We start from the raw sequence: 25,786 nt of genomic DNA, 5'->3' as shown, positions 1-25,786 counted from the left end.
ATACCGCGACATCGCGATGATCCCAGCCGATCCCTACGAGACATTCCGGCGGGCATCGCGCAGAAGATGATGCCTTACTACGACAGGCAGCTCACCGCAGACGAGCAGAAGGCCTACGACCACGCGATGGCCAACTCCAACGAGAAAGGACCATGCTGCTGCCAATGCTGGCGCTGGAGGACTTACGGCGGACTGGCGAAGTACCTGATCCACGAACACGGCTTCACGGGCGAGAAGATCGTGGACGTATGGAACCTGTCGGACGGCTGCGGCGGGGCCGATTAAGATTGCCAACGCGTGTTGACCTTCCAGCAGCAGGAAGGTCTACCCTCCTCGACCAAGGAGATTTCCAGTCATGAATATCGGGATCGCGTCCGAGAAATCAGGCCTGCCGCCCAAGACCATACGTTACTACGAGGATATCGGCCTCTTAAGCCCCGCCCGAACAGACAACGGCTATCGTGATTATTCAACAGCCGACGTTCATCGCCTGCGATTTCTGCAGCGGTCGCGCAGCCTGGGATTTTCTGTGGAAGAGTGCCGTCAGCTGCTGTCGCGCTATCGTGACAAGGACCGCGAGAGCGCGGACGTGAAAGCGCTGGCGGAAGCCAAGCTGGTGGAGATCGATCGGAAGATCGCTGAACTGGTCGGACTGCGTGGCCTGCTTCATCACCTTGTCGAGCACTGCCAGGGCGACGAGAGGCCGGATTGCCCGATCATCGACGAACTGGCCGGACCGGGTACGGTGCAATAGGGCGACAGGCACCCAGTCGAGCTTCCCTGTCGTCTTGACGGAAATCCACGGCGAACTATTTCACTCAGAATCGCCGATGCTTTCGCCGACTGTAGAGGCAACCGCTATGGTGGGTGGTTCAAGTGCGTGGATGATGGGCGGCATGGCCGTCATCTGGATTCTAGCGTTCATTGCCCTTTTGCTCGCGATTGCGGCGCTCGTCAAATACCTGCGAAGCTCAGGAAACTGATGGCGATGCGCTGCATGGTGGCCGCGAAACGGTCCATGAATTGACCTTATGGACGGGGCGCAGGTGTTCGGAACGGATGCCTGGCCAGGTCATCCAGTCGCAAAAGGTGTATCGATCCGTCGGTCTTTGCCAGTTCTTCGACTTCTGCACGGAAGCCGTTCCGGCTGAATAACAGATAGCGCTTGCCTTTCTTCCCTGCGCCATAGGTCGTCTGTTCCGAACGATTTCGCAGGGTTTCGAGCATCACAAGATCCATCGCCACCGAGCGCCACTTGCATTCGCCGTAAAAGAAGGAACCGTTCAGGGTCCGACCCGCAACGTCAATGTCAAAGTCCGCATGGCCCCAGACGCTTCCGACCTCGATCGCCGGAGAACCGAGAGATTCCTGAGCGTTCGCCCGGGCATGATCCACGCACATGCGCTCGAACGCTCCGCCCATGAATTCAGGCAGTCTGGACTCGATCACGTCTTGGAATACCTGCTCGCCAAAGCCGCTGTTGATCGCAGACAGGTTCGGGCGGACGAAATGGTGCCAGAAGGCCATCATGGGGTCATTTAGCGTGTAGCGGCGGTTCCTCGCCTTCTCACTTGCGTCCAAAGACTTGTTCACGTTCACGAGGTCTAGCTTCGAAAGTTTCTGAATGTACGGAGGCAGGCTCCCTGCATCCACCCGAAGCCTTCCCGCAATCTCGCTTGATGTCGTACAGCCGTCCGCGATCGCGGCCACGATGCTTGAATACATGCCGGGGTCCCGCAGCTCGTTTTGGAGCAGCGTCATAGGCTCGTCCACCAGTGCGCCTGTTTCCGTCAAGAGCAGGTCCACCACATTTTGCCTGAGGCTCTTCTCCGGGTCGCAGAGCTGCAGGTAGTGGGGGATTCCCCCGAAAATGCCATAGGCCTCGATGGCCTGGCGCGAATCGTAGTCTGGAAAAAACAAGGCGGCGTCCCGCAACGGAAGCTGTTTCACCTCAAGCGTCATCGTCTTGCGGCCATAAAGTGGGTTTCGTTCTGCGAGCAGTTCCTCCATCTGCGTGATCGCCGAACCGCAGATGACAAGCTTGAGGTTCCCTTTCCGGGCGGCGCCGCCATCCCAGAATTTCTGGAGGATCGAAGGCAGTGCCTGCTCTTGGTCAACGATATATGGAAACTCGTCGATAATCACGGCAAGCCCTCTGCGGCCGCTGCCGGCGACGCCCGCCACATAGTGGAGCACCCCCTCCCAAGTCTCGATGGCTTGGAGCAGCGGATCGCTTCCAAGGACACGTGCCGTTTCGGCTTTGAAAGCTTCGAGGTTCAAGGTCGACGAGACACGCGTCGCTTGGAAGTAGATTTCGTTTGTCCCGTCTACTGCTTCCCGCAGCAGCCGTGACTTCCCGATCCGCCGCCTGCCATAGGCCACAATCAACGATGGCCGAGGAAGGGCAAGTTCCTTGCGGATAAGTTCAAGTTCGCGTTCCCTGCCGACAAACCTCATCATTCCGCCCCTTAGCATAATCACGATTAGCATAATTACGTTTAGTATAATCACGATTATGCTAATTTTAAGGAGAAGAATGCCATGATTCCCCGGCATGCGAGGCCAGTCGACCGCCGCCCCTCAGGGAGTTTCAGAGCGTGAAGCGAAGCGCACTTTGCTACTATCGGAGCGCGCGGTGGCCTCGGCCGCGCATAAGCTCGGCTTTCAGAGGGCGGGGATAGATCGGCTCAGTCATTCAAACGTCGTCTTTCCCGTCGGCCGTTCCTAGCTGCGCAATGGCGGCGGAATTACAAATGTGACCTGGCGGAATTGGAAATGGGTTGCTGGCGGAATTGCAGCAAAGGTGTTCAGACTGGGTACTCAGGTCGTGCTCGGAACCGCCGACCACAAGCCGCCGACGCCTTCACTTTTGAGGCAGCCGGCGGAACGTCAGGTCGACATCAGCCCGAGGTGTCTGTCACCACGGCCCCATCATTCGGCAGCGAGGTCGAACATTGCTGGTTCCGCGAGCGCAACCTCGTCGCCAGTCGAGGCAACGCCCTTCGGCAATCTCCATCCTTTGACCAATCCATATATGGCCGGGATCACCACCAGGGTCAGGAGGGTGGACGAGATCATGCCGCCGATCATCGGCACGGCGATGCGCTGCATCACTTCCGAGCCGGCGCCTGTGCTCCAGAGGATCGGGATCAGTCCTGCCATGATGGCAACGACAGTCATCATCTTCGGCCGGACGCGCTCCACAGCGCCAAGCATGATCGCATCATAGAGATCTGCCCGGATGAACGGCTGCTTGTGTGCGTCCCGCTCTGCCTTCACTTCGGCCATAGCCTGCTCCAAGTAGATCAGCATGACGACGCCAGTCTCGGCCGCCACGCCCGCGAGCGCGATGAAGCCGACGGCGACCGCAATCGACATGTTGAAGCCGAGCCACCACATCAGCCAGACGCCGCCGACCAGCGCGAACGGCAGCGACAGCATGACGATCAGCGTCTCGGTGAGCGCCCGGAAGTTGAGATAGAGCAGCAGAAAGATAATGAGCAGCGTGACGGGCACGACGATCTTCATCCGCGCCTCGGCCCGCTCCAGGGATTCATACTGACCGCTCCAGCCGACCGAATAGCCCGGCGGCAGCTTCACCGAGGCTGTGACTGCTTTCTGGGCGTCCGCGACATAGCCGCCGAGGTCGCGGCCATCGATGTCGACATAGATATAGGTCGCAAGTTGGCCGTTCTCGGTGCGGATCGTGGTCGCCCCGCGCGTGAGTTCGACATTCGCGACCGCGCCGAGCGGAACGGTGCCGCCGCCAGGCAGCGGCACCTGCACGTCGGTCGCGATCGCCTGCGGGTTCGAACGCAGGTCGCGCGGATAGCGGATGTTGACGCCATAGCGCTCGCGGCCCTCGACTGTCGTCGTGATAGTCTCGCCGCCGAGCGCTGTTGCAATAACGTCCTGCACATCGCCGATGGTGAGGCCATAGCGGCCGAGCGCCTCGCGATCGGGGACGATATCGAGGTAATAGCCGCCGATGACGCGCTCGGCATACGCGCTCGACGTACCGGGCACAGTCTTGAGCACGGCTTCCACCTGGCGAGCGATCTTTTCCATCTCGGTCAGGTCGTTTCCATAGACTTTGACGCCAACCGGAGTGCGGATGCCGGTCGCGAGCATGTCGATGCGGCCACGGATCGGCATGGTCCATGCATTGGAGACGCCGGGGAATTGCAGCGCCTTGTCCATCTCGGCCTTGAGGCCGTCGATGGTGACGCCCGGCCGCCATTGCTCTTTGGGTTTGAGGTTGATGATCGTCTCGAACATTTCCGAGGGTGCCGGATCGGTCGCCGTCGCCGCGCGTCCGGCCTTGCCGTAGACCGAGTCGACTTCCGGGAAGGATTTGATGATCCGGTCCTGCATCTGCAAAAGCTCCGTCGCCCTGGTCACGGAGATGCCCGGCAGTGTCGTTGGCATATAGAGCAGCGTGCCTTCATTGATGTTCGGCATGAACTCGGAACCGAGTTGGCGCGCCGGCCAGATGCTGACCGCAAGCGCGGCAAGCGCGAGGACGATGGTAAAGGTCTTGGCCTTCAGGACACCGCGAATGACGGGACGGTAAATCCAGATCAGGAAGCGGTTGATCGGGTTCTTGTGCTCCGGGATGATCCGGCCGCGCACGAAGACCACCATTAAGGCCGGCACCAGCGTGATCGACAGGATCGCCGCGGCCGCCATGGAGAAGGTCTTGGTGAAGGCCAGCGGACCGAACAGCCGTCCTTCCTGCGATTCCAGCGTAAAGATCGGCAGGAACGAGACGGTGATGATCAAGAGGCTGAAGAACAGCGCCGGGCCGACCTCGCTTGCCGCGTCGATTAGGATCTGCACGCGCGGCTTATCTGGCGGCGCGCGCTCAAGATGCTTATGGGCATTCTCGATCATGACGATGGCGGCGTCGATCATGGCGCCAACTGCGATGGCGATGCCGCCAAGACTCATGATATTGGCGCCGAGCCCGATCAGCTTCATCCCGATGAAGGCAATGAGGATGCCGACTGGCAGCATCAGGATGGCGACGAGCGCGCTTCTCAGATGCAGCAGAAAAATCACGCAGACGAGAGCCACGATGATGCTTTCCTCGGTCAGCGTGTGCTTCAGCGTCTCGATCGCCGCTTCGATCAGATGCGAGCGGTCATAGACCGGCACGATCTCGGTGCCCTTCGGCAAGCTGCCGGCGATATCGGCCAAGCGCTGCTTAACGTTGTCGATCACGTCCAAGGCATTGGCGCCGAAGCGCTGCAGCACGATGCCGCTCGCCACCTCGCCGTCGCCGTTAAGCTCCGTGACGCCGCGCCGCTCGTCCGGCCCGATCTCGACGCGGGCCACGTCCTTGATGCGCAGCGGCACGCCTTGAGCGGTCTTCAGGACGATGTTTTCGATATCGGCCAGCGATTTGATGTAGCCTCGACCACGCACGACATATTCGAATTCGGAGAGTTCGACCGTCCGTCCACCGATATCCTGATTGCTGTTGCGCACGGCATCGCGCACCGCCGCCAGCGAAATGCTCTGGGCGCGCAGCCGCAGCGGGTCGACGACAATGTTGTATTGCTTGACGAAGCCGCCGACGCTTGCGACTTCGGCCACGCCCTCCGCCTTCGAGGCGGCGAAGCGGATATTCCAGTCCTGCAGCGAGCGCAGCTCGGCGAGCGTCAAATCCTTGGCGACGACGGCATATTGGTAGACCCAGCCGACGCCGGTCGCATCCGGCCCGAGCCCCGGCGTGACGCCGGCCGGCATGCGCTTTGCGGCGGTGTTGAGATATTCTAGCACGCGGCTCCTCGCCCAATACGGATCGGTGCCGTCCTCGAAGATCACATAGACGAAGGAGACGCCGAAGAAGGAGAAGCCGCGCACCACCTTCGATTTCGGAACGGTCAGCATCGCCGTCGTCAAGGGATAGGTGACCTGGTCCTCAATCACCTGCGGCGCCTGGCCCGGATATTCGGTATAGACGAGGACCTGGACATCGGAGAGATCGGGCAATGCGTCGAGCGGTAGGGTCCTGACGGCATAAACGCCCGCCGCGACGGCGAAGACGGTGCCGACCAGGATGAGAACGAGATTGCGTGCGGACCACGCGATGAGTCGGGCGATCATGGCGTGCCCTCCGTTGTTGCCATGCCGGTCAGCGCGGCCTTTAGGTTGCTCTCGGCATCGATGAGGAAATTAGCCGCGACCACAACGCGATCTCCGGAAGCGATTCCCTTCCGGATCTCGGTGAAGCCGCCGCCCTGGGCGCCGATCTTGACCTCACGCGGCTCGAAACGGCCTTCGCCCCTGTCGAGGATCACCACTTGGCGGGTGCCGGTGTCGATCACGGCGCTGTCTGGAACCGCGACGACCGGACGGCTGCCGCTCGCGGCGATCTCCACGTCGGTGTACATGTCGGGCCGCAGGCTCCCGTCCGGATTCGGGAGTTCGATGCGCACTTTCGTGCTACGCGTCTGGCTGTCCACTTGCGAATAGATTTGCGCCACGCGACCCTGGAAAGTCTGCCCTGGTAAGCTGCGGACGCTAATCGTCGCGGACTGGCCGACACTCACATTCGCCAGATCATATTCCGGCACGTCGGCGAGCACCCATACGGTCGACAGATCGGCGACGCGGAAGAGGACGTCGCCGGCGGACATCTTCATGCCTTCTGTCGCATTGCGTTCCAGCACCACGCCGTCGCGCGGCGACGACCAACTAAACGCCAGCGGAACCTGGCGGGTCCGCTGGATCTCGGCGATCACCTCCGCGGGCACGTTGACGTTCTGAAGACGGCGGCGGAAACCCTCGGAGCCGGGGTTGATCACAAGCTGGGCAGCCGCCGCAGCGAGCTCCGGCGAATAGAGCTGCAGCAGAGGCTGGCCTTTGCGCACCCTGTCTCCGGTGGTGACGTTCTCCACTTTGGCGATGAATGAATCGGTCGGAACCGACACGACTGAGACGCGACGCTCGTCGAGTTGCACCGTTCCCGGCACGCGCACTTGCCGGACGATGACCTGATCGGAAATAGCCTCCGATCGCACGCCGGTCCGCTGCAGTTTGCCTGCCGCGACCTTGACGCTCGAACCGTCTTCATCCTCGCCCGCGAAGACGGGGATGTAATCCATCCCCATCGTATCCTTCTTCGGCGCCGGCGAGGTGTCCGGAAGGCCCATCGGATTGCGGTAGTACATGATCTTCTTGGGTTCGCCGTTCACGGGGGCAGCGGCAGCTGTCGCAACGGTGGCCGGCGGCTTGCCCTCGAAGCTCAGGTCCTCCCCCGCCCGAACCGGCAGGAAATCCCGCCCATCGGCGGTCTTCTTCGGAGTTGCCGAATAGGCCGGGGGGCCGTCCGGGTCTCGGTAATAGATCACGGGTCCGGTGGGCGCAGGGCTGGCGCTCGCCGGGGCCGCTGCACTGCCTTCGAGCCAGGCGACAGCTTGCAGCCAGGGAGTGGCCAGCGCGAGATTGCGGTGCCCCGCCCAATAGCCTCCAGCCCCCGCCGCCAAAACGGCGGCGAGGGTGAGGCCAGTACGGCCTGCGCGTTTCATGGCGTGGCCTTGAATTCGAGCTTGTTTTCGAGAGAGCCGGTTTCGCCCTGCACCTTGGCGCCGAGCGACAGGCGCCAACCCCCTGGCGCCATCAGATTGGCCTTGAAACGATAGATGCCGGGCTCCGTCGAGGGCAACGGTTCGATTGGCGCCGTCATCATCTCCATACCGTCTGGCGCCATGTCGACGCGCTGGGCAAAGATCACCGCGTCGGGCACCACATTGCCAGAGCGCTTGTCGATGAGGCGGACCGCGACGATCGCGGCATCGCTCTTCTGGATCGCGTTTTGAACGAGCTGAAACTCGTAGTCGTCGATCCCGGCCCAGGCCTTCGAAATGCCCCCGCCGAGAGCAAGACCGATCATCGCCGCGGCTGCGGCGTGCTTCGCATTGTAAAACTTCATTGTCTGATTTCCCAAGTTCATCGTCACGCCGCGCGGAATGCACGGCAGGCTAAGTGACTAGGCTCATGCCAAAGCCACATCGCCACAAGGCGGTCAGCCATGCGGCGACTAGCGGCCCGGAAACGGGCCGTCGATGAACTCAGTCTCGGGGAGGTCTGGGAGGCGGCGGAGGAGTCGGAATATCCCGTCCGACGTTACTGCCTGGCGCGATCACATCAGCCACGGACAACCAGGTCAGATTGGTTGGCGCAGCCGTCGACACGCCAGGAAAGCACTTGGCGAAACACAAGGCCGCGAGGGGGCAGGATTTCTGGCAGTCGGGCAGACTCTGGTCCGGGCAACTGGACATGCCGTCCGGCATGGATGCCATGTGCGTCATTGCCGCCATAGGGTCGGCAGCCATCGTCGCCGCAGCGGATGGTGTCACCAGCGGCGCGGTCAAAAGGCTTGCTATGGCCAGAATCGCAAGCAGGCGGGGGAATACGGTCCAGAACTTCACACAGGCACTGTGGCATATGGTGCACTGCAAGCAAAGCCGACCAGGGCTCACGTTTCCGTCAGATGATGCGGCCAATGGTCCAGGGCCTCTGACTGTATGAGAGCCGCATACAGGCTCTTGACCATACCCTCGCCCTTGACCATGGCGAACTCGAAACCTTGACCGGCGTCCTTGTTCGCGATCCTCATCCGGCGACCGTCGAACGTCGGGAATGAAGGGCTCGCATGCGTCTTGTCAGTCCGCATGCTACGGATGTGGCAGTAGTCCTTCACTAAACCGAGCTTTTGCGGCTTCGTAAGCGTTGCGTGTGGCTTTGGCTTCCGGCGCAGGGACGTCGAGGCTGCTGCCACGGATCGCCTCGAACCAAGCGGTTTCGACGAGTTTCGCGGCTTCCCGAGGCGACACCGCATATCCGGGCAGCGGCGCTACGCGTTCAGGAGACCCGGAAATCCAGCGTCCTTGGGCGGTTCATTGCCCAAAACCATTGGCCCGCTGAAGGTCCATGGTCGAAGCGATATATCCTGCCAACACTGCCGTGGCGGATGGAGGATTCGGCGACAAAATCAGCCTCTTTGTCGGGCCACGTCTGCCGCCATTTCAAACGGAGTTCGATGTCGTCCGCCATGGCGGGAGTCGTAGCCGGAACATAGGCACGAAACAAGAACAAATTCCTATGCCGCCAAGAACTCCCGCAATCGGTCAGCCAGCTCCTGTCGCCGGGTCGGCACAGTCTCGCACTCCCATACGATGAGTAAGTCCCAGCCGACCGCCAGTAGGGCACGCTCATTCTCGGTGTCACGGACGGCGTTGCCCTCGAGCTTCGGAACCCAGAAATCCAGCCGTGATTTTGGGATGCGCGCCCGACTCAGGCGGAATCAATTCGATCGACCTCTTTAGATCTCTCCTGGATCCTGCCAGGTAGGGTGCCAACGACACAGGAGATCGTCATGGCACAGCATCGAGGAATGGACGTCGGCACGGCCGTCGGCTTGCAGGCAACGAGCCTCGGCGTCGGAATCGGGGCAATGCTTTACACCGGGCATGCGAACGCCATGGAGCGTGTCCGCGCCGACCGTGAAGCGCGCGAGCAGGCGGCTTATGATGCTGCTCTTTTCGCCGCTCTCGGCAACGCCGACCAGCTCGGCCGGATCGCCCGGCAGGCCGTTCGCGATCTCGCCATCGAGCGTGCCGAGAATGCGAGGCTGCGCCGCGCGCTCGAACAGCGCCAAGGATACATCGACCGCATCCGGGCGGCAGCATGAAGAAGTCAGAGGTCGACGAGCTGTTCGAAGAATTCAGGGACCTGCTTCAGGAGGTCCCGGAAGCCGAGCGCGCGCTCCGGGACTACCGCGCGATCCGCGGCGGCCAGTCGCGGGATGCGGCCCTCGCCCAAATGCGCGAGCGTGAACTGCGGCAACGCGAGGCGGCCTGGGACGCGTTACGTGACCAGCTTCGGGCGAGCGGCATGAGCGTCTCGGATTCGAGTCATTAGCATCTCGCGCGCTGGGTGCCTCACGATCGTCGGCCCTTCGACCTGAGAAGCCGGCAGCGGGGTCGGCAGCCCGACGACACCACAGTGTTTTCCGTTTATGGCAAGCTCGCAGGCCTTCGGACCTGCCATGACTAGCCGCTGCAGGTCCTGCTCACGAAGTCCCAATAGCCAATCCGTCTGCTCGGCCGAGAGCCCCGAGATGTCGACTGCTCCCCGGGTCGCCGGGTCGAGAGCGGACGCGTACTGATGCACGGCCATCCCGACGTGGGAAGCGCGCGCATGGTCGTTCGCCACCTCGCGCGTGTATTCGTCCCGGTACTCGGACCTGACATCGTCGGGTGTGGTTGTCGGCTGCGGCATCCGCGGCATCGATGGCGGGGAGACCCCGAGCAGGCGGCAGAACGCGGCGACGGCCGCAAGAATTGCCTTGAAGATAGCTTCAACTGCTTCGAGTGCGAGGCGAATGATGGCTTTCATGAAACGAACTCTCCTTTGGGTTATCGCGTTGGCAATCATTAAGGAGTAGTTGGCAAATTACACATGGATTTATGAAATTAAATTGTTTACTGTTTCCTGAAAAAGCTTGTAAATTTTACTTTGCACTTTGCAAAAATCAAAAGTTAAATTCGATATCCTCTTGTCATTACCGTCATTACATACGGCCATTCATGTATCGGAAGCGCAATGCAGCCGACATTTGAAGGAGAAAGGCCCTGGGCTTTGTACTGATCAACGGGAAGGGCGGTCGTCGCGCAGGGACTGACGGCCTCGGCCGTGCAGGCGGAAATCGAATCCCTCGCGGGCCATCCGATGGCCTGGAACGAGATCCCGGGGGCTCGCAGGGTTTCGGGAGGTTCAACTGACACCGTCTACCACGCCTACGAGATCTGGCTGACGGATTGGGCTGCCGGCGACGGAGAACGGATGGCCGCGCTCGAGCGCAACGTCTGCAGCTATGTCGCCCGCGACGTCCTCGATGATCTCGACGCTGCCTGAAGCGATATCCCGGCCTATGCGGCGCAGCCATCCGAACGCGCTGCATATACGGGGACATCTACTCCGGTAACACACGAGCAGGACTACATGGCTGACACTGACACTGAAATTGAACTTCGATACCGCCGGATCGCGCTTTACGGCGCGATCTCCGTGGGACTGCACGAATCTGAAGAGCTGTGGATGGACGCCTGCGAGATTCCGAGCGCCGGGTGGACTGCCCGCAATGGTGATGAGGATGGGCGGCGCCAGGTCGGCGTCGTAGTCGCCGAGATGGAACTGGAGCGCGTTAAGCATGCGCTCACAAGCCTCGACGACCTTCTTACGGTCCTTGATGGGATTGCTATGGAAGAGCTCGTCGCGGGTTTCCTTGATGACCCGCAACGTGTCGTCGAACACAGTCTTTCCAGATGATGAGCGGTTTCGTTCTTCTAGAGCGGGATGAATTTAGGTTGGGGCATAGCCGGCCTCTGTGAAGTAATTTCTGCATTCGGTTGAAATGACGGTGCCGAGGATTTGGCCGATGGCGTCACAGACGGTCTCAACTGTTCGCCTTGCAGCCTTGCGCAGCCAATGCTTGAGCTTGGCGAAGAGCTTCTCGATGGGGTTCAGGTCGGGCGAGTATTTGGGCAGCAAGAACAGCCTGGCGCCGGCCGAGCGGATGGCGCGGCGCACGGCCTTACCCTTGTGCGAGCCGAGATTGTCCATGATGACGATGTCGCCGGGCTTGAGGGTTGGGACAAGAACCTCATCGACATAGAGCTGGAAGCGCTCGCCGTTGATCGGTCCGTCGATCAGCCATGGTGCTTCGACACGGTCGTGGCGCAGCGCCGCCAGGAAGGTCATGGTCTTCCAATGGCCATGCGGCACCTTGGCTTTGATCCTCTCGCCGCGCGGCGCCCATCCCCTGAGCGGCGCCATCTTGGTTTTGGTCCAGGTCTCGTCGATGAACACCAGACGAGAAGCATCGATGCGATCCTGATACTTTGCCCACTGTGCCCGCCGGCGTGCCACATCCGGGCGATCCTGCTCGGCCGCGATCAGCGTCTTTTTTTGTGACTGAGCTTCTCGGCGTGGACGAACTCCCACACCGAGCGGTAATCGACCTTCAGGCCGCGATCGCCAAGTTCGGCCACAAGACCGCGCAGCGTGAAGTCCGCAGCCCGGCAGCGCAGCAGCAGCCACTCCCGATGCTCTCCGGCAATCTTCTTCGGTCTGTGCCCACCCATCTTGCCGGGCGCAAGACTGCTCGTCTCGCGCAAGCGGCTTACCCATCTGATGACGGTGCTGATCCCAACCTCAAAGCGTACTGCCGCCTGCCGCCGCGACAGGCCACCCTGCTCAACTGACGCAACAACCCGTTCGCGAAGATCCATCGAATAAGGCTTGCCCATCCATGCTGGCCTCCTGACCCAGCCAGCAGGTTCAATCAGATTTGCAAGCCCAAGGGAATCCCCGCCGATTCAGCCTCAATTCATTCCGCTCTAATCCAACTTGCACTCCGATGTCGCGTGATTGTGATTCTGATGTGATCTCGTTGAGGTGATTGGGTTTGATCGCAAAAGCCTCCCCCACCTCGACAATGTTCCGCTGGGGCTCTTTCTATGGTGAGTTCGCCGCGTTCACCCAAAGATTGGCCGACCGGCCCGCGAGCCACCTTACGACTGCAGAGTTCCGGCCCAGCGACCGCCTGTTCGGGCGCTCCACGCCTCATAGCCTCATAGCCTCATAGCCTGCATCGGTCGAATTCCGTGCTACTCGGTGTCAGGCCCAAATGGACGTCGCCAGATATTAGACGATCGTGAATACTCCACCGCCTAAAGGCGGTGGCTTCAAGTTACGGCTTAAAGCCGGATCGGTCCGCCGTCCGGCGGACAGAGCGCGAACTCACGTCACGTTGAAGTTGTCGTCGGGCTCGGGCGGCTCCTGGTTCATGATGTATTCGGCCCACGTCTCGTCGGTCACATTCCCGCTGCTCACCACCCAATAGCCTCTCGCCCATAGGTGCTGGCCCCAGTAGCGCTTGCGCAGTATTGCGAACTCGCTCAGCAGCTTGTGCGAGCTGCGCCCCTTCAGGTGCTGCACCGCGCGCGACACCGACAGCCGCGGCGGGATCGACACCAGCATATGCACATGGTCGCGGTTGATCGAGCCGGCATGCACAACCATCTCGTGCGCGCGCGCCGTCTCGCGCAGCAACTCCCGGCACCGGCTTCCAACGTCGCCGCCAAGCACCCCGTAACGGTACTTCGTCACCCAAACCAGGTGATACTTGCAGTCCCAAACCGTGTGGCTGCCACGCTTGTACGCTTCCATCCAGCCAGTCTACACGGCAAGCGCCGCGATCCCAGCCGCCTAAAGGCGTGGGGTTTCCTGATCCCCTATCGGGGACTCTAAATGATGGAAGCCGTTTCCGAGACACAGGCTGATTGTCATAAAACGGGCCGTTCTCTCCGGCTCGCAACGAGATGCCGCAGCGGTGACGCGCAACGTCTGGCCAGCCGCCTTGAGTCCGCCGAGCCCCACGACAATTCCTCGCCAGCGCAATACGCCGGCGGATTCTTTGCCAATCGCGCATTTGAAGCCTATGCTCGCTGTATCGGCCGCCAGATCCTTCGGACGCAGCCGACAGTAAGAGGTACGTGCTCTTGCCCGTCAGGGAGAGAGCCATGCCCCAATCCCTTCTTCGCAACCATGTATTGAAAACCCTCTCCTCGGAGGATTTCGCATTATTGCGGCCGTCAATGCATCACGTCGAACTGGACATCAAAGCCCGTCTGGAAGACCCATATCAGCCGATCGAACGAGTGTATTTCCCAGAGATGGGCATCGCGTCGGTGGTCGCCACGATGACCGGTGGGCGGCAAAGCGAGGTCGGCATCGTCGGCCACGACGGCATGACAGGGGTTGCCGTTATCCTCGGCCAAAACAGGTCTCCCAATGAAATTTATATCCAGGTCGCAGGCAATGGCTGGATCCTCCCGGTTGAAAACCTTCGCTTAGCGATTGCAGAAAGCCTGTCCCTTCGCGAGTCACTGCTACGCTATGCCTATGCGTTCCTCGTCCAGTTGTCCCGGACGGCACTGGTCAACGGCCATTCGAAAATCGAGGAGCGGCTGGCCCGCTGGTTGCTGATGGTCCAAGATCGCGTCGAAGGAAATAAGATCCACCTGACGCATGAATTTCTGGCGACCATGCTTGGCGCCCGGCGTCCCGGCGTTACCACCGCACTCCAAATGCTTGAATATCGGGGGCTGGTTCACGCCAAGCGCGGCGAGATCACGATTATCGACCGCGTTGGAATGATACAACTCACACACGGTGCTTACGGCGAGGAGGAACAAAGTCACTTCGGCCTTGCCTCCGCCTGATTGTCCGGGATCGGACAAACTCTTACAGGCTGCCGAATTGCTGCCATAAATCGTGTTGGTCAGGGTTCAGGGAGGAATTGTCGATGACCACCACTCTTCGCGCAGTCACGGTTGAAAGAGCCGCCGAAGCCTATGTTCTCTCCAGAGGCAAGGCCCGGTTCCTGTCCATCGCACAGGCGATCAGCGCTATCAGAACACTCATGCCCGCTTGCAAGGCTACCGACCGCGAGTTGGAAGAGCTGTTGGCGGCGGCATCCATCATTCACGGTGTGCCCGTCGCTTTCGATGCAAAAACAGCCGATGGCGTTGAACCACGGCTCCATTCGTAGCCCATAAATATGCCTGCGCTCGCGCAGATGCCCACTCTATCGGACGTTCGCCTGGCGATTGTCCGCTACCTGATCGACAATGTCGGCAGGCCGTGCATTTCGATATCCGAGGTTAGCCACGCCGTAAGGGGAATATTCCCGCTTTGCGAACTCACGGATTGGGAACTTGGTGATCTCATTGCGCGAAGCGCGATCGACGCGGGATTTGCGATTGAATTCGACGCCGCAGGTCCCTAGGACGCCTGTCGAGGCTCAATAGCGGAACAGCGGCTTTAAGCATGTGGCTCCCAATCACCGACCGTCAGATTGCGGCCCCAGCTTCAACACCTTGACCTGAGACCCTGAAGCTCCTCCAGTTTTTGGTAGAGTCCGTCCCGCTCAAGGAGACGGACGAATGAAGCGTTCACGGTTCACGGAAGAACAAGTCATCGCGATTTTGAAGGAGCAGGAGGCGGGAATGAAGACCGCCGATGTCTGCCGCAAGCATGGGATCTCGGAAGCGACCTTCTACAAATACCAAGGCCAAGTTCGGTGGCATGGACGTTTCCGACGCCCGCAAGCTGAAGGCTTTGGAGGAGGAGAACGCCAAGCTGAAGAAGCTGCTGGCCGAGCAGATGCTGGACAATGCCATCCTGAAGGATGTCGCCGCAAAAAAATGGTGACGCCCGATGCCAAGCGATGCGCTGTGGCCCACGCCTGCGAGCAGCATGGGGTGAGCCAGCGTCGGGCGTGCAAGGCTCTTTTCGTCGATCGCTCGAGCGTTCGCTATACAAGCATCCGGCCGGACGATGCCGTCGTTCGAGCCGCGATGAAGACGGTGGCTGCCGAGCGCCGCCGCTTTGGCTACCGGCGCATCCACATCATGCTTGAACGGCAAGGGATCGTGATGAACCAGAAGAAGCTGCGGCGGCTTTACCGGGAGGAGAAGCTCCAGGTCCGCAAGCGCGGCGGCCGCAAACGGGCTTTGGGAACGAGAAGGCCGATGATCGCGCCGGGTCGGACCAATGAGCGCTGGAGCCTGGACTTCGTGAGCGATGCCTTCACGGACGGCCGGCGGTTCCGGGTTCTGGCCGTCGTCGACGACTTCACGCGGGAATGCCTGGCGCTGGTCGCGGATACATCGCTGTCGGGCGCCCGCGTCGTCCGGGAACTGGACGCCATCATCGCCCGCCGCAGCAGGTCTCGCACGATCGTCTCGGACAACGGCACCGAGCTGACGTCGATGGCGGTCCTCAAATGGTGCCAGGAGAGCGGCGTCGAATGGCATTACATCGCGCCCGGCAAGCCGATGCAGAACGGATTCGTGGAGAGTTTCAACGGCCGATTTCGCGACGAATGCTTGAACGAAACGCTGTTCTCCACTCTCACGCAAGCACGGGCAGCAATCGATCTATGGAAGGAGGACTACAACCAGAACAGACCACACTCAGCCCTGGGCAACATCACGCCCATCGAATTCGCCATAAAAATGGCGCTGGAAAAACAGGCCGCATGAGGCCAGAAATAAAGCGCCGGACTCTCCATTGAAATGGAGGGAACAAGGGTCTCAGGTCAACCTCAATCGTTTTGCTCTTCGGCCAGTCAAGGCCAAGGAGAACGAAGATGGGTTACTCACGCTATGATCCCGTCATGCAAGGTCGCGCGGCATGGAACGCTGGCAAAACCGTTGGTACAAAGCGACCACTTACCAAAACAGATCTGGGCAATCCGCTTTCTGCTCTTCTGCCGAGGCAGCAGACTTTGTTCACGATGGACCCGCTTGAGAATGGGGGACCGTCTCGCAATCACGACCCAGTATCTGGGCTGGCAGGCATCGTGAACTGAAAGGCGGCGCCGCGCGGCACGTTTGCGCTCGCCCACACGCGTCCCTGATGAGCTTCGATGATTGACCGGCAGATCGACAGCCCCATCCCCACTCCATTCGACTTCGTGGTGTAAAATGCCTGGAAAACCCTATCGACATGGTCCGGATCAATACCCGGCCCAGAATCGCGCACGGACACCAGAACGCCACCTGTCTGCGTTTGCTCGGTGCTGATCGACAACTCCCGTGGCCCGGCCTGGAGCATACTGATGGCTTCGACGGCGTTCAGGATCAGGTTCAGCACGACTTGCTGCAGTTGAACACGATCCCCCTTGACAGGAATCAGTGCCTCGGCGAGGCGGGTTCGGACCGAGACTCCGTTCGTGGAGATCGCGCTTCGCGCCAATCCGATCACTTCGTCGATCGCCTTGTTCAGATCGAAACGAGACTTTCGAGGAGGCGCTTTCTTGATATGATCACGGATACGGTCGATGATATCTCCGGCTCGATCGGCATCACCCACGATAGAGTGAAGCGCGTCCCTGACTTCGTCCAGGTCTGGCGGTTGCTTGCCTAGAAAATTGAGGGCCGCAAGGGCATTGTTTCGCGACGCGGCAATCGGGTGCATGATTTCGTGAGCCAGCGAGGCGGTTAGTTCCCCCATTACGCTCAGGCGGCTCATGTGGGCGAGATCCGACTCTAGCTGGTGCAGCCTCTCATGCTCCTCCTGCGCGCGCATGATTGCTGTCACGTCTGTACCGGTGCCGCGATAGCCACGGAATTCTCCGTCAGGGTCAAACACTGGCTTGCCGCTGGCCTTCACGTACATGGGAGAGCCGTCGCCTCCCAGCACGCGATATACGAAGTCGCGGAACGGTTCACGTGCATCGAGGGCTGCCCAAACAAAGCGCCATTTCTCGGGCTCCGTTTCAAGATCGAGAGCGCCATCCCAGCACGCCCTGCCGATTCGATCAGCGGCGTCTGAGCTAAACGCATTCTCGGTCAGGCGCGTGAATTTGTGGTCCGGACCGAATTCCCAAAACCAATCGGAGGCACTTTCGGCGTAGTCGCGGAATTTCGCTTCGCTCTCCCGCACTGCTTGCTCTGCGCACTTGAGCTCGGTCAAGTCGAGCTGAAGCTCGCTAAGAAGTATGACAAATCCGGTGGAGATGGTGGTCACGGCCAACAGAATGACCAGCCAACTGAGTTGGCGATGGAAAGTATCCATCAGCTCCATTCCCTCTTGCTCCGACATAATGGCGGGCAGAGTGTGCATGGACATGAGATCAGCAGCATAAAACAGGCCGACGACCAGTAGTCCTGAGGCGACCAACCAAACGCCAATTCGCGAGGCCGTGTGTCGACTACCGGGGATGAAGAGTCGACAGCGCCATATGCCATAGATGGCGACCGCGATGATCAGGAGATCGATAGCGGTCATGAGTGGAACTGAATTCCAAATCATGATTCTGCCCTCGGCGTGCAGATTGCGATGATATCGCCCGGCATGTGAGCGCCTTGGCGGCATCGAGAATGATTTGCTCGCGTCAAATGATTTGCTCGGTCCTGGGCCGGTTGAAGGCGCCGAGCACAATTGTATCTTCGTGGAGCCCAGAGGCAAGCCAATCGCGGTGCGATCATGTCCGACTTGGGTCATAGCTGCGCCTTGTCGTTGCGCGCCGCAAAGGCAGCAGAGGGGTCGAAAGCAGAAATTCTTTTGGGGTGAGGTCCGTCGTGCTGCGCTTGTTTTGAATGGCTTCGCACGGCGAACCTCGCCACAAACCGTAGGCGTCAAAAACATGTTGCGTGTCCACATAACTGAGCTCACGGGCACGAAATATCCGAAGGCGAAACATCGCTTCACGCTGAACGGCTATCCCTTTCTGGCCATCGCGGGGCTTTGGCGCGAAGCTGCTAGTAACAAGCCGCCCACTTTCACCATGCTGACGACCGATCCCGGGCCGCGCTATATCGCAATCGTCAGGTTGTGGTCGTTCAGCCCGAGAATTGGGCGGCTTGGATCAACCTGACGAAGCCCGAGGCTGAGCTGCTGCGACCATTTCCTTCCGGATCACTATCGGTCGAGACAGTTCGCTCCGAAAGCTCGTGACTCAGCGGCGCAGGATCTCCGGCATGCTGAGCTGAGCGGACCGAGATCGAGAACGGGCGTGTATTTGCCCGTGCGGCGCCAGACGCCGCGCACCTTTCCATTCTCCCGATCCCGCCTTGGCTCGAACATCAGCCCCTCGAAGTGATCAAGAAACGCCTATGCGGATTCGGCATCGTTGAGGCAATGGAGCCGATAAGTTTCATATTTGCCGTTCGGCCATATCGCCTGCACATGCCGCGTCTGGTGCTTAAGCCCTCATTCCTGGCAGAACTTCGCGATCATGGTGAAGTTCCGGTCGGTGCAAAGGTCATCCGGCAGCGCAACCCGGTGTCGCCAGTCGCGGTCTATGACCGATGGCGTTGGTGAGCCCCGACTGCGTTTGACTACTATTCGAAATTCATGGACTGGCCGCGCATCATTGCCGGCGTCAGCGCGATTGCAGGATTTGCCGGCGGCCTTTCCATATGCAAGGAGCCGTCGAAATCGCGCCATGCCGCCATGCGCAATTCATCATCGTCATCGCTAGCCGCCGGGTCGAAAACGTGGGCATCACACGGATCTCGGTCAACCTCGATAGTCCAGTCCTTGAGCGCCTTGCGGGCCATCTCTTCGACTCTGGGCAAGACTGAAAATATGACCGATTCGGCTGGGGTGTGGTGGCGCGATCGCGGAAGCCGCGCGCTTTGTGTTCTTAGCGTCACTCCCGCGAGCTTTGGCGAGCCTCGCTGTTCCTGCCTAAGACTTGATGTCAGTCTGGCCGTTGCCTTTAGACTCGATGAGCGGAACCTAGTATCGCCGGTCAGTGACCCGTGGTCACGGAGTGGATTGCGCCCATGATCCTGGTGCTCGCTGCGTCGTAGCGTCTGTCATTGACGAATTCGTCGATCAGCACGAACTCGTGCATCACCAGGATGCGATCGGCCATCGTCACCATTTCGGGCATATCGCTTGAGATGAGCAGGATTGCCATCCCTCGGTCCGCGAGCTCGTTGATGAGCTCGTGAATGTAGGATTTGGCCTTGATGTCGATACCGACGGTAGGCTCGTCGATGATGAGAATGTCAACGTCGGCCGCCAGCCATTTCGCCAGCGATACCTTTTGTTGGTTGCCGCCCGACAGATTCCCAACGCGCTGTTCGAGGTTCGGGGCACGTATTTCGAGTCGCGCCGCCAACGGCGCGGCTAGAGCAACCTCATCGTTACGAGTAAGCAGGCCGAGCGCACGGGCGATCGCGTCCCAAACGGTGATCGCGATGTTGCTGCGAATGGGGTGATCAACGATCACACCTTCGTACTTCCGATCTTCGCTCACATAGCCGATGCGAAGCCGCTTGATGGCGTCACGCACCGAGCGCACACGTACCGCCGCGCCATCGACCAGGACCTGGCCGGAACGGATTCGGCCTTGCCCGAGAAGCGCGCGGGCAAGTTCAGTACGGCCCGCTCCCACCAAGCCGTACAAACCAAGGATCTCCCCCCTGTGAAGGGTAAAGTCGACAGCCTTGTGCCCATACGAAGTGGCGAGCGCCTGAACCCCCAACCGCGGCTGATCCAGCTGTGGCCCGCGCTTTCGCGGCAGGACAGGACGTTCCGATCTGCCGATCATCGCCTGGATCAGATTGCCTCGCGTCATGCCCGCCACCGGTGCGGCCATCAAAGTCGTCTCGCCGTCGCGCAAAACGGTGACCCGGTCACAGAGCGACAGAACCTCCTCGAGCTTGTGACTGACGAAGAGGATCGCCGTTCCCGCCTCCCGCAGTTGACGGATGAGTCGAAAGAGCGTCTCCGTCTCCGCTTCGGTAAGCGACGCGGTAGGCTCGTCGAGCAACAGGACACTTGCCTTGTGGCTGAGAGCCTTTGCAATCTCGACCATCTGCATCTGGGCGACGCTCAGTCGACGGACTTCCACAGCCGGATCGATCTCGAGCCCGACTTTCGCCAGATGCTGCCTTGTCTCCGAATGTGCCCGCGCGAAGTCCACCAGCCCATTGCGCGTCGGCAGTTGCTCCAGGAGAATGTTCTCGGCCACCGAAAAGTGCGGGATGAGGTTGCGCTCTTGGTGGACCACCGCTATGCCCGCAGCGATCGCGTCACGCGGCGAGCTGAAAACGAGGTCACGATCATCGAGTTTGAGCGTGCCGCCGTCGGCTCGGTGAACGCCGGTGATGATCTTGATCAAGGTCGACTTGCCCGCGCCATTCTCTCCCATCAGCGCATGGATCTCACCCCGCTTGAGCGTGAGGGACGCGTCATTGAGAGCACGAACCCCCGGAAACGACTTGGTAATGCTCTGCAGGGCGAGACTCATCGTGCCCTCTCCATACGGACTGTGCGAATCCGGTTGATCCAGACCGCGGCAAGGATCAAGGCGCCGAGCAGGAACTTCACCCAATAGGGATCGACTGCGAGGAGGACCATCGCGTTCTGGATCAGGCCGATGAGAACCACGGCGATGACGGTCCCTGTTATCGATACTGATCCGCCAGCCAGGTTCGCACCTCCGATGATTGGCGCAGCGAAGGAGATGATCAGCCAGTCCGATCCGATCGTGGGCTGAGCCGATCCGAGTTGCGCCACCGCGAGCACGCCCGCGTTGGCGGCTATGAAGCCGGATAGACAATGCGCCAGCATGATGGTTCGCGACACCGAGATGCCGGAAAGCTCGGCGGCATTGCTGTTGCCACCGACTGCAAGCAGGTGACGGCCTCTGACGGTGCGATTGAGGAAGATCGCGAGCAAAGCGGTGACGATGACCGGGACGATCATCAGGAGTGGAAAAGCACCAATGCGACCATTGCCGAATGCGACAAAGTCGGCCGGCAAATCATAGAACGGCACAGCCTTGGTGAGGCCGAGATTGATCCCCGTGAATGCCGAAGCCGTGGCGAGCGTAACCACGAAGCCGTTGATACCGGTTTTGACCGTCAGCCAGCCGTTCAGCAAGCCGGCCGCGCCACCGACCAGGACTGCAATGCATGCAGCCGGGACGGCGGGGATCCCCCACGCATCCATCATGCCCCCAACAAGGATGGCAACCAATCCTCCAAGCGCGCCGACGGAGAGGTTCATCTGACCCACGCCGAGCATGATCATCTGGCTGAACGCCGCCAACGCGACCACACATATGCTGCGTAGCAGCACGAACCAGTTGAATTCCGTGTTGAAGGTAGGGGTTGCAATGCTCAAGGCCACAATACCGAGCACCACGGCGAGGAGTATCCCTGACCATTGCTGGCGAAGCAGGAATGCGAGCGGCCTCATGCCTGCCTCGTCTGTTCGCGGGCAGACAGAACCGATCGATACCGTTCGACCAGGATGGCGGCAAGGAGGAAGACACCAAGGAAGAACTGCAGCCAGAAGCTCGCGAATTGCAGGATCAAAAGCCCGCTTCGAATGGTCGAAACCAGCAGCGCACCCAGGATCGTGCCGATCACCGATGCAGCGCCGCCGGCGAGTGAAGTGCCGCCGATGACAGGCGCCAGAAAGGATGGCAAAAGCCAATCGTCGCCGGCCACTGCCGGCATTGCCGCTCCTAGCCGCGCCATCAGCATCAGGGCCGCGGCCGCAGCCAGAACACCAGATAACACATGGACGAAAACGATCACGCGAGACACCGCTATGCCCGACATCTCGGCAGCTCTGGAATTGGCGCCAACCGCAAGGATCTGACGCCCCAGAACGCTATGAACGAACAGGATGTAAAGCAGCCCACCGATCGCCAGAGCCACGATGGCAAGCGCTGGAACGCGGCCGACCATTGCCTTGCCGAAGGCGCCGATTTCGGGCGGCAGTCCGTTGAGCGGGACACCGTGGCTGAGGATCAGCATGCCGCCCGAAAACAGGCTGGCCGTGGCGAGCGTCACCACAAAGCTGTTCACGCCGGTCCTGGTGATGGCGGTCCCGTTGAGCCACCCGAGCACGCCACCAAAGGCCAGCGTCGTAGCGATCGCGAGCGGTACGGGCAGTCCCAGCACTTCAAGAAGATAACCGGCGAGCATGACGCAACAGACGCCGATCGCACCGACGGAGAGGTTCATGCCACCGGTCGCGAGGACGACCATCTGAGCGAAGCCCACAACTACGTCCACTGCCACCGAGCGGCCTATTGAATTGAGATTGAAGGTCGAAAGGAAACCCGGCGACAGGCTCGCGAATACCGTCCAGAGGACAAACAGGATGACCAGAAGACCGAACTGGGTGGAGCCCCGCGTCAGCAGTCCCGTGAACGAAATGGATGCACCCGAGCTTGCCGGGACTTGTGCTGTCATTGACCTTCTCGCAACTGACCTGGTCTGTTCCGGCATGGAGATCGGCGCCGGGTGGATGGGCGGCCTCAAATATCAAAGCCGCCCGCACGATTTATTTGCAAGCGAGGTAGGTGTCTTTGAAGGTCACTTGCATTTTCTTGGTCAGCGCTTTCAGGTCCTCGGCATAGGTGCCGACATTGGCGGCCGAGACCACGACCGTGCCGGAATCGATGAAATGGGCGGTCTGTGGCGTGGTGATCCACGGCGCATCCGCCTTGACAGTGCAACCACCCGCTAGCAGGTCGAGCGCATAGGCGCCGATATAGGCCTGCCCATAGGGGTTCTGGGCAATCGTCCCTGCGACAAAGCCGTCGCGAATGCCGTTGAGCACGATCTTGTCGTCGTCGATGCCGACCATCTTGATCCGCTTGTCGCCCAGATTGCGAAGCGCGGTGGCGGTGACGACGGAGGAGATATACGCAGTGGCGATAATGCCGCCGATCTTGTCCTTCTGAGCGGCCAGCAGTGCATTGATCTTTTGGTCGCCCTGCTCCTGATTATCCGTGTCACCGACAGTCTGAAGAAGCGTGACAGCACCTTTGGTCTCGTCGACCGCCTTCTGTACCGCCTGCTCGCGCAGCGTGGTGTTCGGGTCGACCAGCAACCCGGCCACATGGACGATGGCGCCCTTGCCGCCCATGGCCGCGATCAGCGCCTTGGTGCCGACATAGGCAGCCTGAGACACGTCCGTTGAGAAGCAGAATGCCGCGTCAGTCGGATCGTTGGCGCAGCCGGCGATCGCGATCGAAGGAATTCCGCCCGCCTTCAGCTCTGAAAGGGTAGAGTTGATGCCAACCGCATCGCCCGGGAAGAAACCAAAGGCGGTCGTGCCCTGTGCCGCGAGACTTTCGAGCAACTGCGTCTGTGCCTCGAGCTTCCACTCGGCGGGCACCTGATACTCGACCTTTGCAATGCCGAAATCCTTGGCGGCGTCGGCCAGGCCGGGCTGCCAGCCGGCAAAGTACGGGTGGGGACCACCCGGCACGAGCGCAATCCGGTGATCGGAAGCGTTTGCTGTGAGTGGGGCCAGCGCCAGCGGGCCGGCAACGCACGCAGCGAGTGCGCCCCGACCGACGCGTTTCACACCGGCGGTCACGAATCTCGTTTCTATTTGTCCAATCTTCAATTCATCCTCCCAAGTTGCTTGCTGGTGGTCCTGGCGCCCAGCTCTGCGCCCATTTCCCGACCATCGATGGACCGGGTTTTAACCTCGTCCAAGCATAGATCGGCAACCTGCTTCACCACCTCGCGATCAGACCGCGAAGTCGCTCACTTTCGGCCTATAGGCCGTAGAACCTCTCGGCGTTCGTGGCCCAGATCTTTTGCTGGTCGGCGCGCGTCATGTGCTTGAGCGCTGCATCGACGACACCGACCCACCTGCCGTAATCGGCAACCAGATTGACCACGGGCCAGTCGCTTCCGAAGACGAGGCGGTCCGGTCCGAAAATATCGATGACCGTTTCCAGATAGGGCCGCACCCGCTCGGGCGTCCATTCCGGGCCGTCTTCGGTCAGGATACCGGAGAGCTTGCAATGGACATGATCGAGCTGACGGAATTCCTCCATGTCTCGGGCCCAGGACTTCAGCTCTCCCTGATTGATCATGGGCTTCGCCATATGGTCGACGATGACCGGGAGGTCAGGGTAGCGTTCCACGAAACGGACCGTGTTGAGTATGTGCCGGGGCTTGATCAGGGCATCGAAACGCAGGCCGAGCTTGGGAAGCTTCCTCACCACCGCATCGAGTTCGGGACGCAGGATCCAATCATCATCGGGCAGATCCTGCAGGTAAGGTCTGATGCCCTTCAGCACCGGTGAACGAGCCCATTGCTCGAGGTCTCGGATCGCACCGGGAGACAGCATATCCACCCAACCGACGACACCGCGGATAAAGTCGTGTCCGGCGGCAAGCCCCAGGAGGTAGCCCATCTCCTCGATAGTGGACCCGGCCGCGACCAGCACGCAGCCCTCGACACCGTTCGCCGCCATCAGCGGCTTGGCATCACGCGGACCGTAGTCTCCGTAGAGAACCTTCAGGTCGGGCGTCATCCACAGCGAATACGATCGCTCCATCGCCAAGGTCCAGAAATGCAAGTGAGTGTCGATGCGGCGCATGCTGATCCTCCGTCCCTACCGCCCTAGAAAATCCGCAGGCCCGCCAGCAGGCCGCCATCCGCGGTGAATTGCGCTCCCGTGCAAAACCCTGATCTCTGGCTTGCGAGAAAGGCCGCGAGTTCGGCGATCTCCCAGGCGTGACCAAGGCGTCCAAGAGGCACCGGTTTTGCGAACTCGCGGTACATGTCCTCGACGCTGCGTCCATTTCCATTGGCTCTGGCAAAGTGTTCCTGCATCGGCGTGATGATCGATCCCGGGCAGATCGTGTTTGCGCGAATGTTGTACTTGGCGAGGTCCACGGCGAGAGTGTGGGTGAAGGTTATTATGGCGCCTTTCGTGGTCGCGTAAGCGCAGACGCCGGGCGTGTTCGAAGTAGCCTGCACCGAAGCCACCGTGATGATCGACCCGCCCCGGCTGGCAATCAGGTGCGGCACACCGTAGTGGCATGTGAGATACATTGACTTAACGTTGACCGCGAACGTGCGGTCCCAGGTGGCTTCGTCCGTCTCCAGCACATCGCCCACGGGGTGAATGGCGGCCGAGCAAACCAGTATGTCGAGGCCGCCGAAGGCCTCGACGGTCCGATCGATCGCGTGCCTGACGAATGCGGATTGGCTGGCATCGCCGACAAGGCCAACAGCCTTGAGCCCATCGTCAGCGAACTGCTTGGCGACGACGAGTGTATCGTCGGCGTGGCCGACTATGGCGACGTTGGCGCCTCGTTCGGCAAGCAGCCGGGCGGTGGCCAAGCCAATGCCGGAACTTCCCCCGAGGACAAAAGCCGTTCGGCCCTCGAACTCGCGCTCCACTGGTAGAAGCCGCATG

The 25,786-nt window shown here is 60.5% G+C and carries 26 protein-coding genes and 1 pseudogene; 10 read left to right on the top strand and 17 right to left on the bottom strand.

Translation table 11 applies throughout. The features are described 5' to 3' along the window. Positions 1–66 precede the first annotated feature (66 nt). The 3 genes from NKG99_RS07625 (at position 67) to NKG99_RS07615 (ending at position 983) form a co-directional block, all read left to right on the top strand. Positions 67–285, top strand: coding sequence for a hypothetical protein (locus tag NKG99_RS07625; RefSeq protein ID WP_352865914.1), 219 nt, complete (start codon positions 67–69; stop codon positions 283–285). A gap of 70 nt (positions 286–355) precedes the next feature. Then, positions 356–754: a Cu(I)-responsive transcriptional regulator gene (gene cueR / locus NKG99_RS07620; RefSeq protein WP_352865912.1), complete on the top strand. Its 399-nt coding sequence runs from the start codon at positions 356–358 to the stop codon at positions 752–754. Between the two features lie 34 nt (positions 755–788). Further along, positions 789–983 (top strand): hypothetical protein, encoded by a 195-nt coding sequence (locus tag NKG99_RS07615; RefSeq protein ID WP_352865910.1) that lies wholly within the window; start codon positions 789–791, stop codon positions 981–983. Between the two features lie 46 nt (positions 984–1,029). On the opposite strand, the gene NKG99_RS07610 is transcribed toward NKG99_RS07615, so the two are convergent. The 5 genes from NKG99_RS07610 to NKG99_RS07590 all read right to left on the bottom strand — a co-directional run bounded on the left by NKG99_RS07610 (position 1,030) and on the right by NKG99_RS07590 (position 9,063). After that, positions 1,030–2,460: an ATP-binding protein gene (locus NKG99_RS07610; protein WP_352865907.1), complete on the bottom strand. Its 1,431-nt coding sequence runs from the start codon at positions 2,458–2,460 to the stop codon at positions 1,030–1,032. A gap of 471 nt (positions 2,461–2,931) precedes the next feature. Continuing rightward, positions 2,932–6,111 carry an efflux RND transporter permease subunit gene (locus tag NKG99_RS07605; RefSeq protein ID WP_352865905.1) on the bottom strand — a complete coding sequence of 1,060 codons (3,180 nt, stop codon included), beginning with the start codon at positions 6,109–6,111 and terminating at the stop codon, positions 2,932–2,934. After that, positions 6,108–7,535, bottom strand: a complete 1,428-nt coding sequence (locus NKG99_RS07600; protein WP_352865903.1) for an efflux RND transporter periplasmic adaptor subunit — start codon at positions 7,533–7,535, stop codon at positions 6,108–6,110. The genes NKG99_RS07605 and NKG99_RS07600 overlap by 4 nt, the downstream gene beginning before the upstream one ends. Next, positions 7,532–7,939 (bottom strand): FixH family protein, encoded by a 408-nt coding sequence (locus NKG99_RS07595; protein WP_352865901.1) that lies wholly within the window; start codon positions 7,937–7,939, stop codon positions 7,532–7,534. The genes NKG99_RS07600 and NKG99_RS07595 overlap by 4 nt, the downstream gene beginning before the upstream one ends. 932 nt (positions 7,940–8,871) lie before the next feature. Then, entirely contained in the window at positions 8,872–9,063 is a 192-nt protein-coding gene (locus tag NKG99_RS07590; protein WP_352865899.1) for a hypothetical protein, read from the bottom strand. A 322-nt stretch (positions 9,064–9,385) separates the two neighbouring features. Between NKG99_RS07590 and NKG99_RS07585 the strand changes: the two genes are divergently transcribed. Beyond that, positions 9,386–9,700: a hypothetical protein gene (locus NKG99_RS07585; protein WP_352865897.1), complete on the top strand. Its 315-nt coding sequence runs from the start codon at positions 9,386–9,388 to the stop codon at positions 9,698–9,700. Between the two features lie 5 nt (positions 9,701–9,705). Here the strand turns inward: NKG99_RS07585 and NKG99_RS07580 are convergent, their stop codons facing one another. Then, entirely contained in the window at positions 9,706–9,855 is a 150-nt protein-coding gene (locus tag NKG99_RS07580; protein ID WP_352865895.1) for a hypothetical protein, read from the bottom strand. 21 nt (positions 9,856–9,876) lie between these two features. Beyond that, positions 9,877–10,407 (bottom strand): hypothetical protein, encoded by a 531-nt coding sequence (locus NKG99_RS07575; protein ID WP_352865893.1) that lies wholly within the window; start codon positions 10,405–10,407, stop codon positions 9,877–9,879. A gap of 333 nt (positions 10,408–10,740) precedes the next feature. Between NKG99_RS07575 and NKG99_RS07570 the strand changes: the two genes are divergently transcribed. Beyond that, positions 10,741–10,926, top strand: a complete 186-nt coding sequence (locus NKG99_RS07570; protein ID WP_352865890.1) for a hypothetical protein — start codon at positions 10,741–10,743, stop codon at positions 10,924–10,926. 87 nt (positions 10,927–11,013) lie between these two features. Continuing rightward, a complete protein-coding gene (locus NKG99_RS07565; protein WP_352865887.1) occupies positions 11,014–11,340 on the top strand; it encodes a hypothetical protein in 327 nt (108 codons plus the stop codon). Between the two features lie 33 nt (positions 11,341–11,373). Here NKG99_RS07565 and NKG99_RS07560 read toward each other — a convergent pair. After that, positions 11,374–12,320, bottom strand: a protein-coding gene (locus NKG99_RS07560) for an IS630 family transposase (protein ID WP_352865884.1) whose coding sequence is annotated in 2 segments (ribosomal slippage) — positions 11,374–11,979 and positions 11,982–12,320 — 945 coding nt in all. Because the reading frame shifts where the segments join, the coding sequence is not laid out codon by codon here. Positions 12,321–12,813: 493 nt separating this feature from the next. Continuing rightward, a complete protein-coding gene (gene tnpA / locus NKG99_RS07555; protein WP_352865882.1) occupies positions 12,814–13,242 on the bottom strand; it encodes an IS200/IS605 family transposase in 429 nt (142 codons plus the stop codon). 353 nt (positions 13,243–13,595) lie between these two features. Here tnpA and NKG99_RS07550 point away from each other — a divergent pair, with 353 nt between their 5' ends. From NKG99_RS07550 to NKG99_RS07535, 3 genes are all read left to right on the top strand, one after another. Then, positions 13,596–14,297, top strand: a complete 702-nt coding sequence (locus tag NKG99_RS07550; RefSeq protein WP_352865879.1) for a Crp/Fnr family transcriptional regulator — start codon at positions 13,596–13,598, stop codon at positions 14,295–14,297. A gap of 83 nt (positions 14,298–14,380) precedes the next feature. Further along, positions 14,381–14,626: a hypothetical protein gene (locus NKG99_RS07545; protein ID WP_352865876.1), complete on the top strand. Its 246-nt coding sequence runs from the start codon at positions 14,381–14,383 to the stop codon at positions 14,624–14,626. 394 nt (positions 14,627–15,020) lie between these two features. Beyond that, on the top strand, positions 15,021–16,121 hold the full coding sequence (locus NKG99_RS07535; protein WP_502913689.1) for an IS3 family transposase: 1,101 nt from the start codon (positions 15,021–15,023) through the stop codon (positions 16,119–16,121). Positions 16,122–16,410: 289 nt separating this feature from the next. Here NKG99_RS07535 and NKG99_RS07530 read toward each other — a convergent pair whose 3' ends face one another. Then, complete coding sequence (locus NKG99_RS07530; RefSeq protein ID WP_352865871.1) at positions 16,411–17,871, bottom strand: PAS domain-containing sensor histidine kinase; 1,461 nt, start codon at positions 17,869–17,871, stop codon at positions 16,411–16,413. A gap of 379 nt (positions 17,872–18,250) precedes the next feature. On the opposite strand from NKG99_RS07530, the pseudogene NKG99_RS07525 reads away from it, so the two are divergent. After that, positions 18,251–18,540, top strand: a pseudogene (locus tag NKG99_RS07525) (SOS response-associated peptidase family protein); the annotation flags it as partial. Between the two features lie 386 nt (positions 18,541–18,926). On the opposite strand, the gene NKG99_RS07520 reads toward NKG99_RS07525, so the two are convergent. From NKG99_RS07520 to NKG99_RS07490, 7 genes are all read right to left on the bottom strand, one after another. Next, on the bottom strand, positions 18,927–19,145 hold the full coding sequence (locus tag NKG99_RS07520) for a hypothetical protein (protein WP_352865868.1): 219 nt from the start codon (positions 19,143–19,145) through the stop codon (positions 18,927–18,929). 194 nt (positions 19,146–19,339) lie between these two features. Continuing rightward, a complete protein-coding gene (locus NKG99_RS07515; protein WP_352865865.1) occupies positions 19,340–20,848 on the bottom strand; it encodes a sugar ABC transporter ATP-binding protein in 1,509 nt (502 codons plus the stop codon). Beyond that, the gene (locus NKG99_RS07510) at positions 20,845–21,747 is read right to left on the bottom strand and encodes an ABC transporter permease (protein ID WP_352865862.1); all 903 of its coding nucleotides are present in this window, start codon (positions 21,745–21,747) and stop codon (positions 20,845–20,847) included. Before NKG99_RS07510 ends, NKG99_RS07515 begins: the two co-directional genes overlap by 4 nt. 50 nt (positions 21,748–21,797) lie before the next feature. After that, the gene (locus NKG99_RS07505) at positions 21,798–22,808 is read right to left on the bottom strand and encodes an ABC transporter permease (RefSeq protein WP_352865861.1); all 1,011 of its coding nucleotides are present in this window, start codon (positions 22,806–22,808) and stop codon (positions 21,798–21,800) included. A 91-nt stretch (positions 22,809–22,899) separates the two neighbouring features. Continuing rightward, complete coding sequence (locus tag NKG99_RS07500; protein WP_352865859.1) at positions 22,900–23,943, bottom strand: sugar ABC transporter substrate-binding protein; 1,044 nt, start codon at positions 23,941–23,943, stop codon at positions 22,900–22,902. A gap of 184 nt (positions 23,944–24,127) precedes the next feature. After that, entirely contained in the window at positions 24,128–24,961 is an 834-nt protein-coding gene (locus NKG99_RS07495; RefSeq protein ID WP_352865856.1) for an amidohydrolase family protein, read from the bottom strand. 23 nt (positions 24,962–24,984) lie between these two features. Then, entirely contained in the window at positions 24,985–25,785 is an 801-nt protein-coding gene (locus NKG99_RS07490; RefSeq protein WP_352865853.1) for an SDR family NAD(P)-dependent oxidoreductase, read from the bottom strand. Between the last annotated feature and the right edge of the window lies 1 nt (position 25,786).

Origin of the sequence: Mesorhizobium sp. M1409 (assembly GCF_040317535.1) — a bacterium.
In the GTDB taxonomy this organism is placed as follows: Bacteria; Pseudomonadota; Alphaproteobacteria; order Rhizobiales; family Rhizobiaceae; genus Mesorhizobium.
The sequence above is the reverse complement of the archived record's forward strand: the minus strand, read 5'-3'. Positions and strand labels throughout refer to the sequence as shown.

What these genes read in the sequence shown, in the direction of transcription:
- NKG99_RS07625 (WP_352865914.1), top strand. Translation starts at nt 67, where the DNA reads ATGATGCCTTACTACGACAGGCAGCTCACCGCAGACGAGCAGAAGGCC.
- cueR (WP_352865912.1), top strand. Translation starts at nt 356, where the DNA reads ATGAATATCGGGATCGCGTCCGAGAAATCAGGCCTGCCGCCCAAGACC.
- NKG99_RS07610 (WP_352865907.1), bottom strand. Translation starts at nt 2,460, where the DNA reads ATGATGAGGTTTGTCGGCAGGGAACGCGAACTTGAACTTATCCGCAAG.
- NKG99_RS07605 (WP_352865905.1), bottom strand. Translation starts at nt 6,111, where the DNA reads ATGATCGCCCGACTCATCGCGTGGTCCGCACGCAATCTCGTTCTCATC.
- NKG99_RS07600 (WP_352865903.1), bottom strand. Translation starts at nt 7,535, where the DNA reads ATGAAACGCGCAGGCCGTACTGGCCTCACCCTCGCCGCCGTTTTGGCG.
- NKG99_RS07595 (WP_352865901.1), bottom strand. Translation starts at nt 7,939, where the DNA reads ATGAAGTTTTACAATGCGAAGCACGCCGCAGCCGCGGCGATGATCGGT.
- NKG99_RS07590 (WP_352865899.1), bottom strand. Translation starts at nt 9,063, where the DNA reads ATGGCGGACGACATCGAACTCCGTTTGAAATGGCGGCAGACGTGGCCC.
- NKG99_RS07585 (WP_352865897.1), top strand. Translation starts at nt 9,386, where the DNA reads ATGGCACAGCATCGAGGAATGGACGTCGGCACGGCCGTCGGCTTGCAG.
- NKG99_RS07575 (WP_352865893.1), bottom strand. Translation starts at nt 10,407, where the DNA reads ATGAAAGCCATCATTCGCCTCGCACTCGAAGCAGTTGAAGCTATCTTC.
- NKG99_RS07570 (WP_352865890.1), top strand. Translation starts at nt 10,741, where the DNA reads ATGGCCTGGAACGAGATCCCGGGGGCTCGCAGGGTTTCGGGAGGTTCA.
- NKG99_RS07565 (WP_352865887.1), top strand. Translation starts at nt 11,014, where the DNA reads ATGGCTGACACTGACACTGAAATTGAACTTCGATACCGCCGGATCGCG.
- tnpA (WP_352865882.1), bottom strand. Translation starts at nt 13,242, where the DNA reads ATGGAAGCGTACAAGCGTGGCAGCCACACGGTTTGGGACTGCAAGTAT.
- NKG99_RS07550 (WP_352865879.1), top strand. Translation starts at nt 13,596, where the DNA reads ATGCCCCAATCCCTTCTTCGCAACCATGTATTGAAAACCCTCTCCTCG.
- NKG99_RS07545 (WP_352865876.1), top strand. Translation starts at nt 14,381, where the DNA reads ATGACCACCACTCTTCGCGCAGTCACGGTTGAAAGAGCCGCCGAAGCC.
- NKG99_RS07535 (WP_502913689.1), top strand. Translation starts at nt 15,021, where the DNA reads ATGAAGCGTTCACGGTTCACGGAAGAACAAGTCATCGCGATTTTGAAG.
- NKG99_RS07530 (WP_352865871.1), bottom strand. Translation starts at nt 17,871, where the DNA reads ATGACCGCTATCGATCTCCTGATCATCGCGGTCGCCATCTATGGCATA.
- NKG99_RS07520 (WP_352865868.1), bottom strand. Translation starts at nt 19,145, where the DNA reads ATGGCCCGCAAGGCGCTCAAGGACTGGACTATCGAGGTTGACCGAGAT.
- NKG99_RS07515 (WP_352865865.1), bottom strand. Translation starts at nt 20,848, where the DNA reads ATGAGTCTCGCCCTGCAGAGCATTACCAAGTCGTTTCCGGGGGTTCGT.
- NKG99_RS07505 (WP_352865861.1), bottom strand. Translation starts at nt 22,808, where the DNA reads ATGACAGCACAAGTCCCGGCAAGCTCGGGTGCATCCATTTCGTTCACG.
- NKG99_RS07495 (WP_352865856.1), bottom strand. Translation starts at nt 24,961, where the DNA reads ATGCGCCGCATCGACACTCACTTGCATTTCTGGACCTTGGCGATGGAG.
- NKG99_RS07490 (WP_352865853.1), bottom strand. Translation starts at nt 25,785, where the DNA reads ATGCGGCTTCTACCAGTGGAGCGCGAGTTCGAGGGCCGAACGGCTTTT.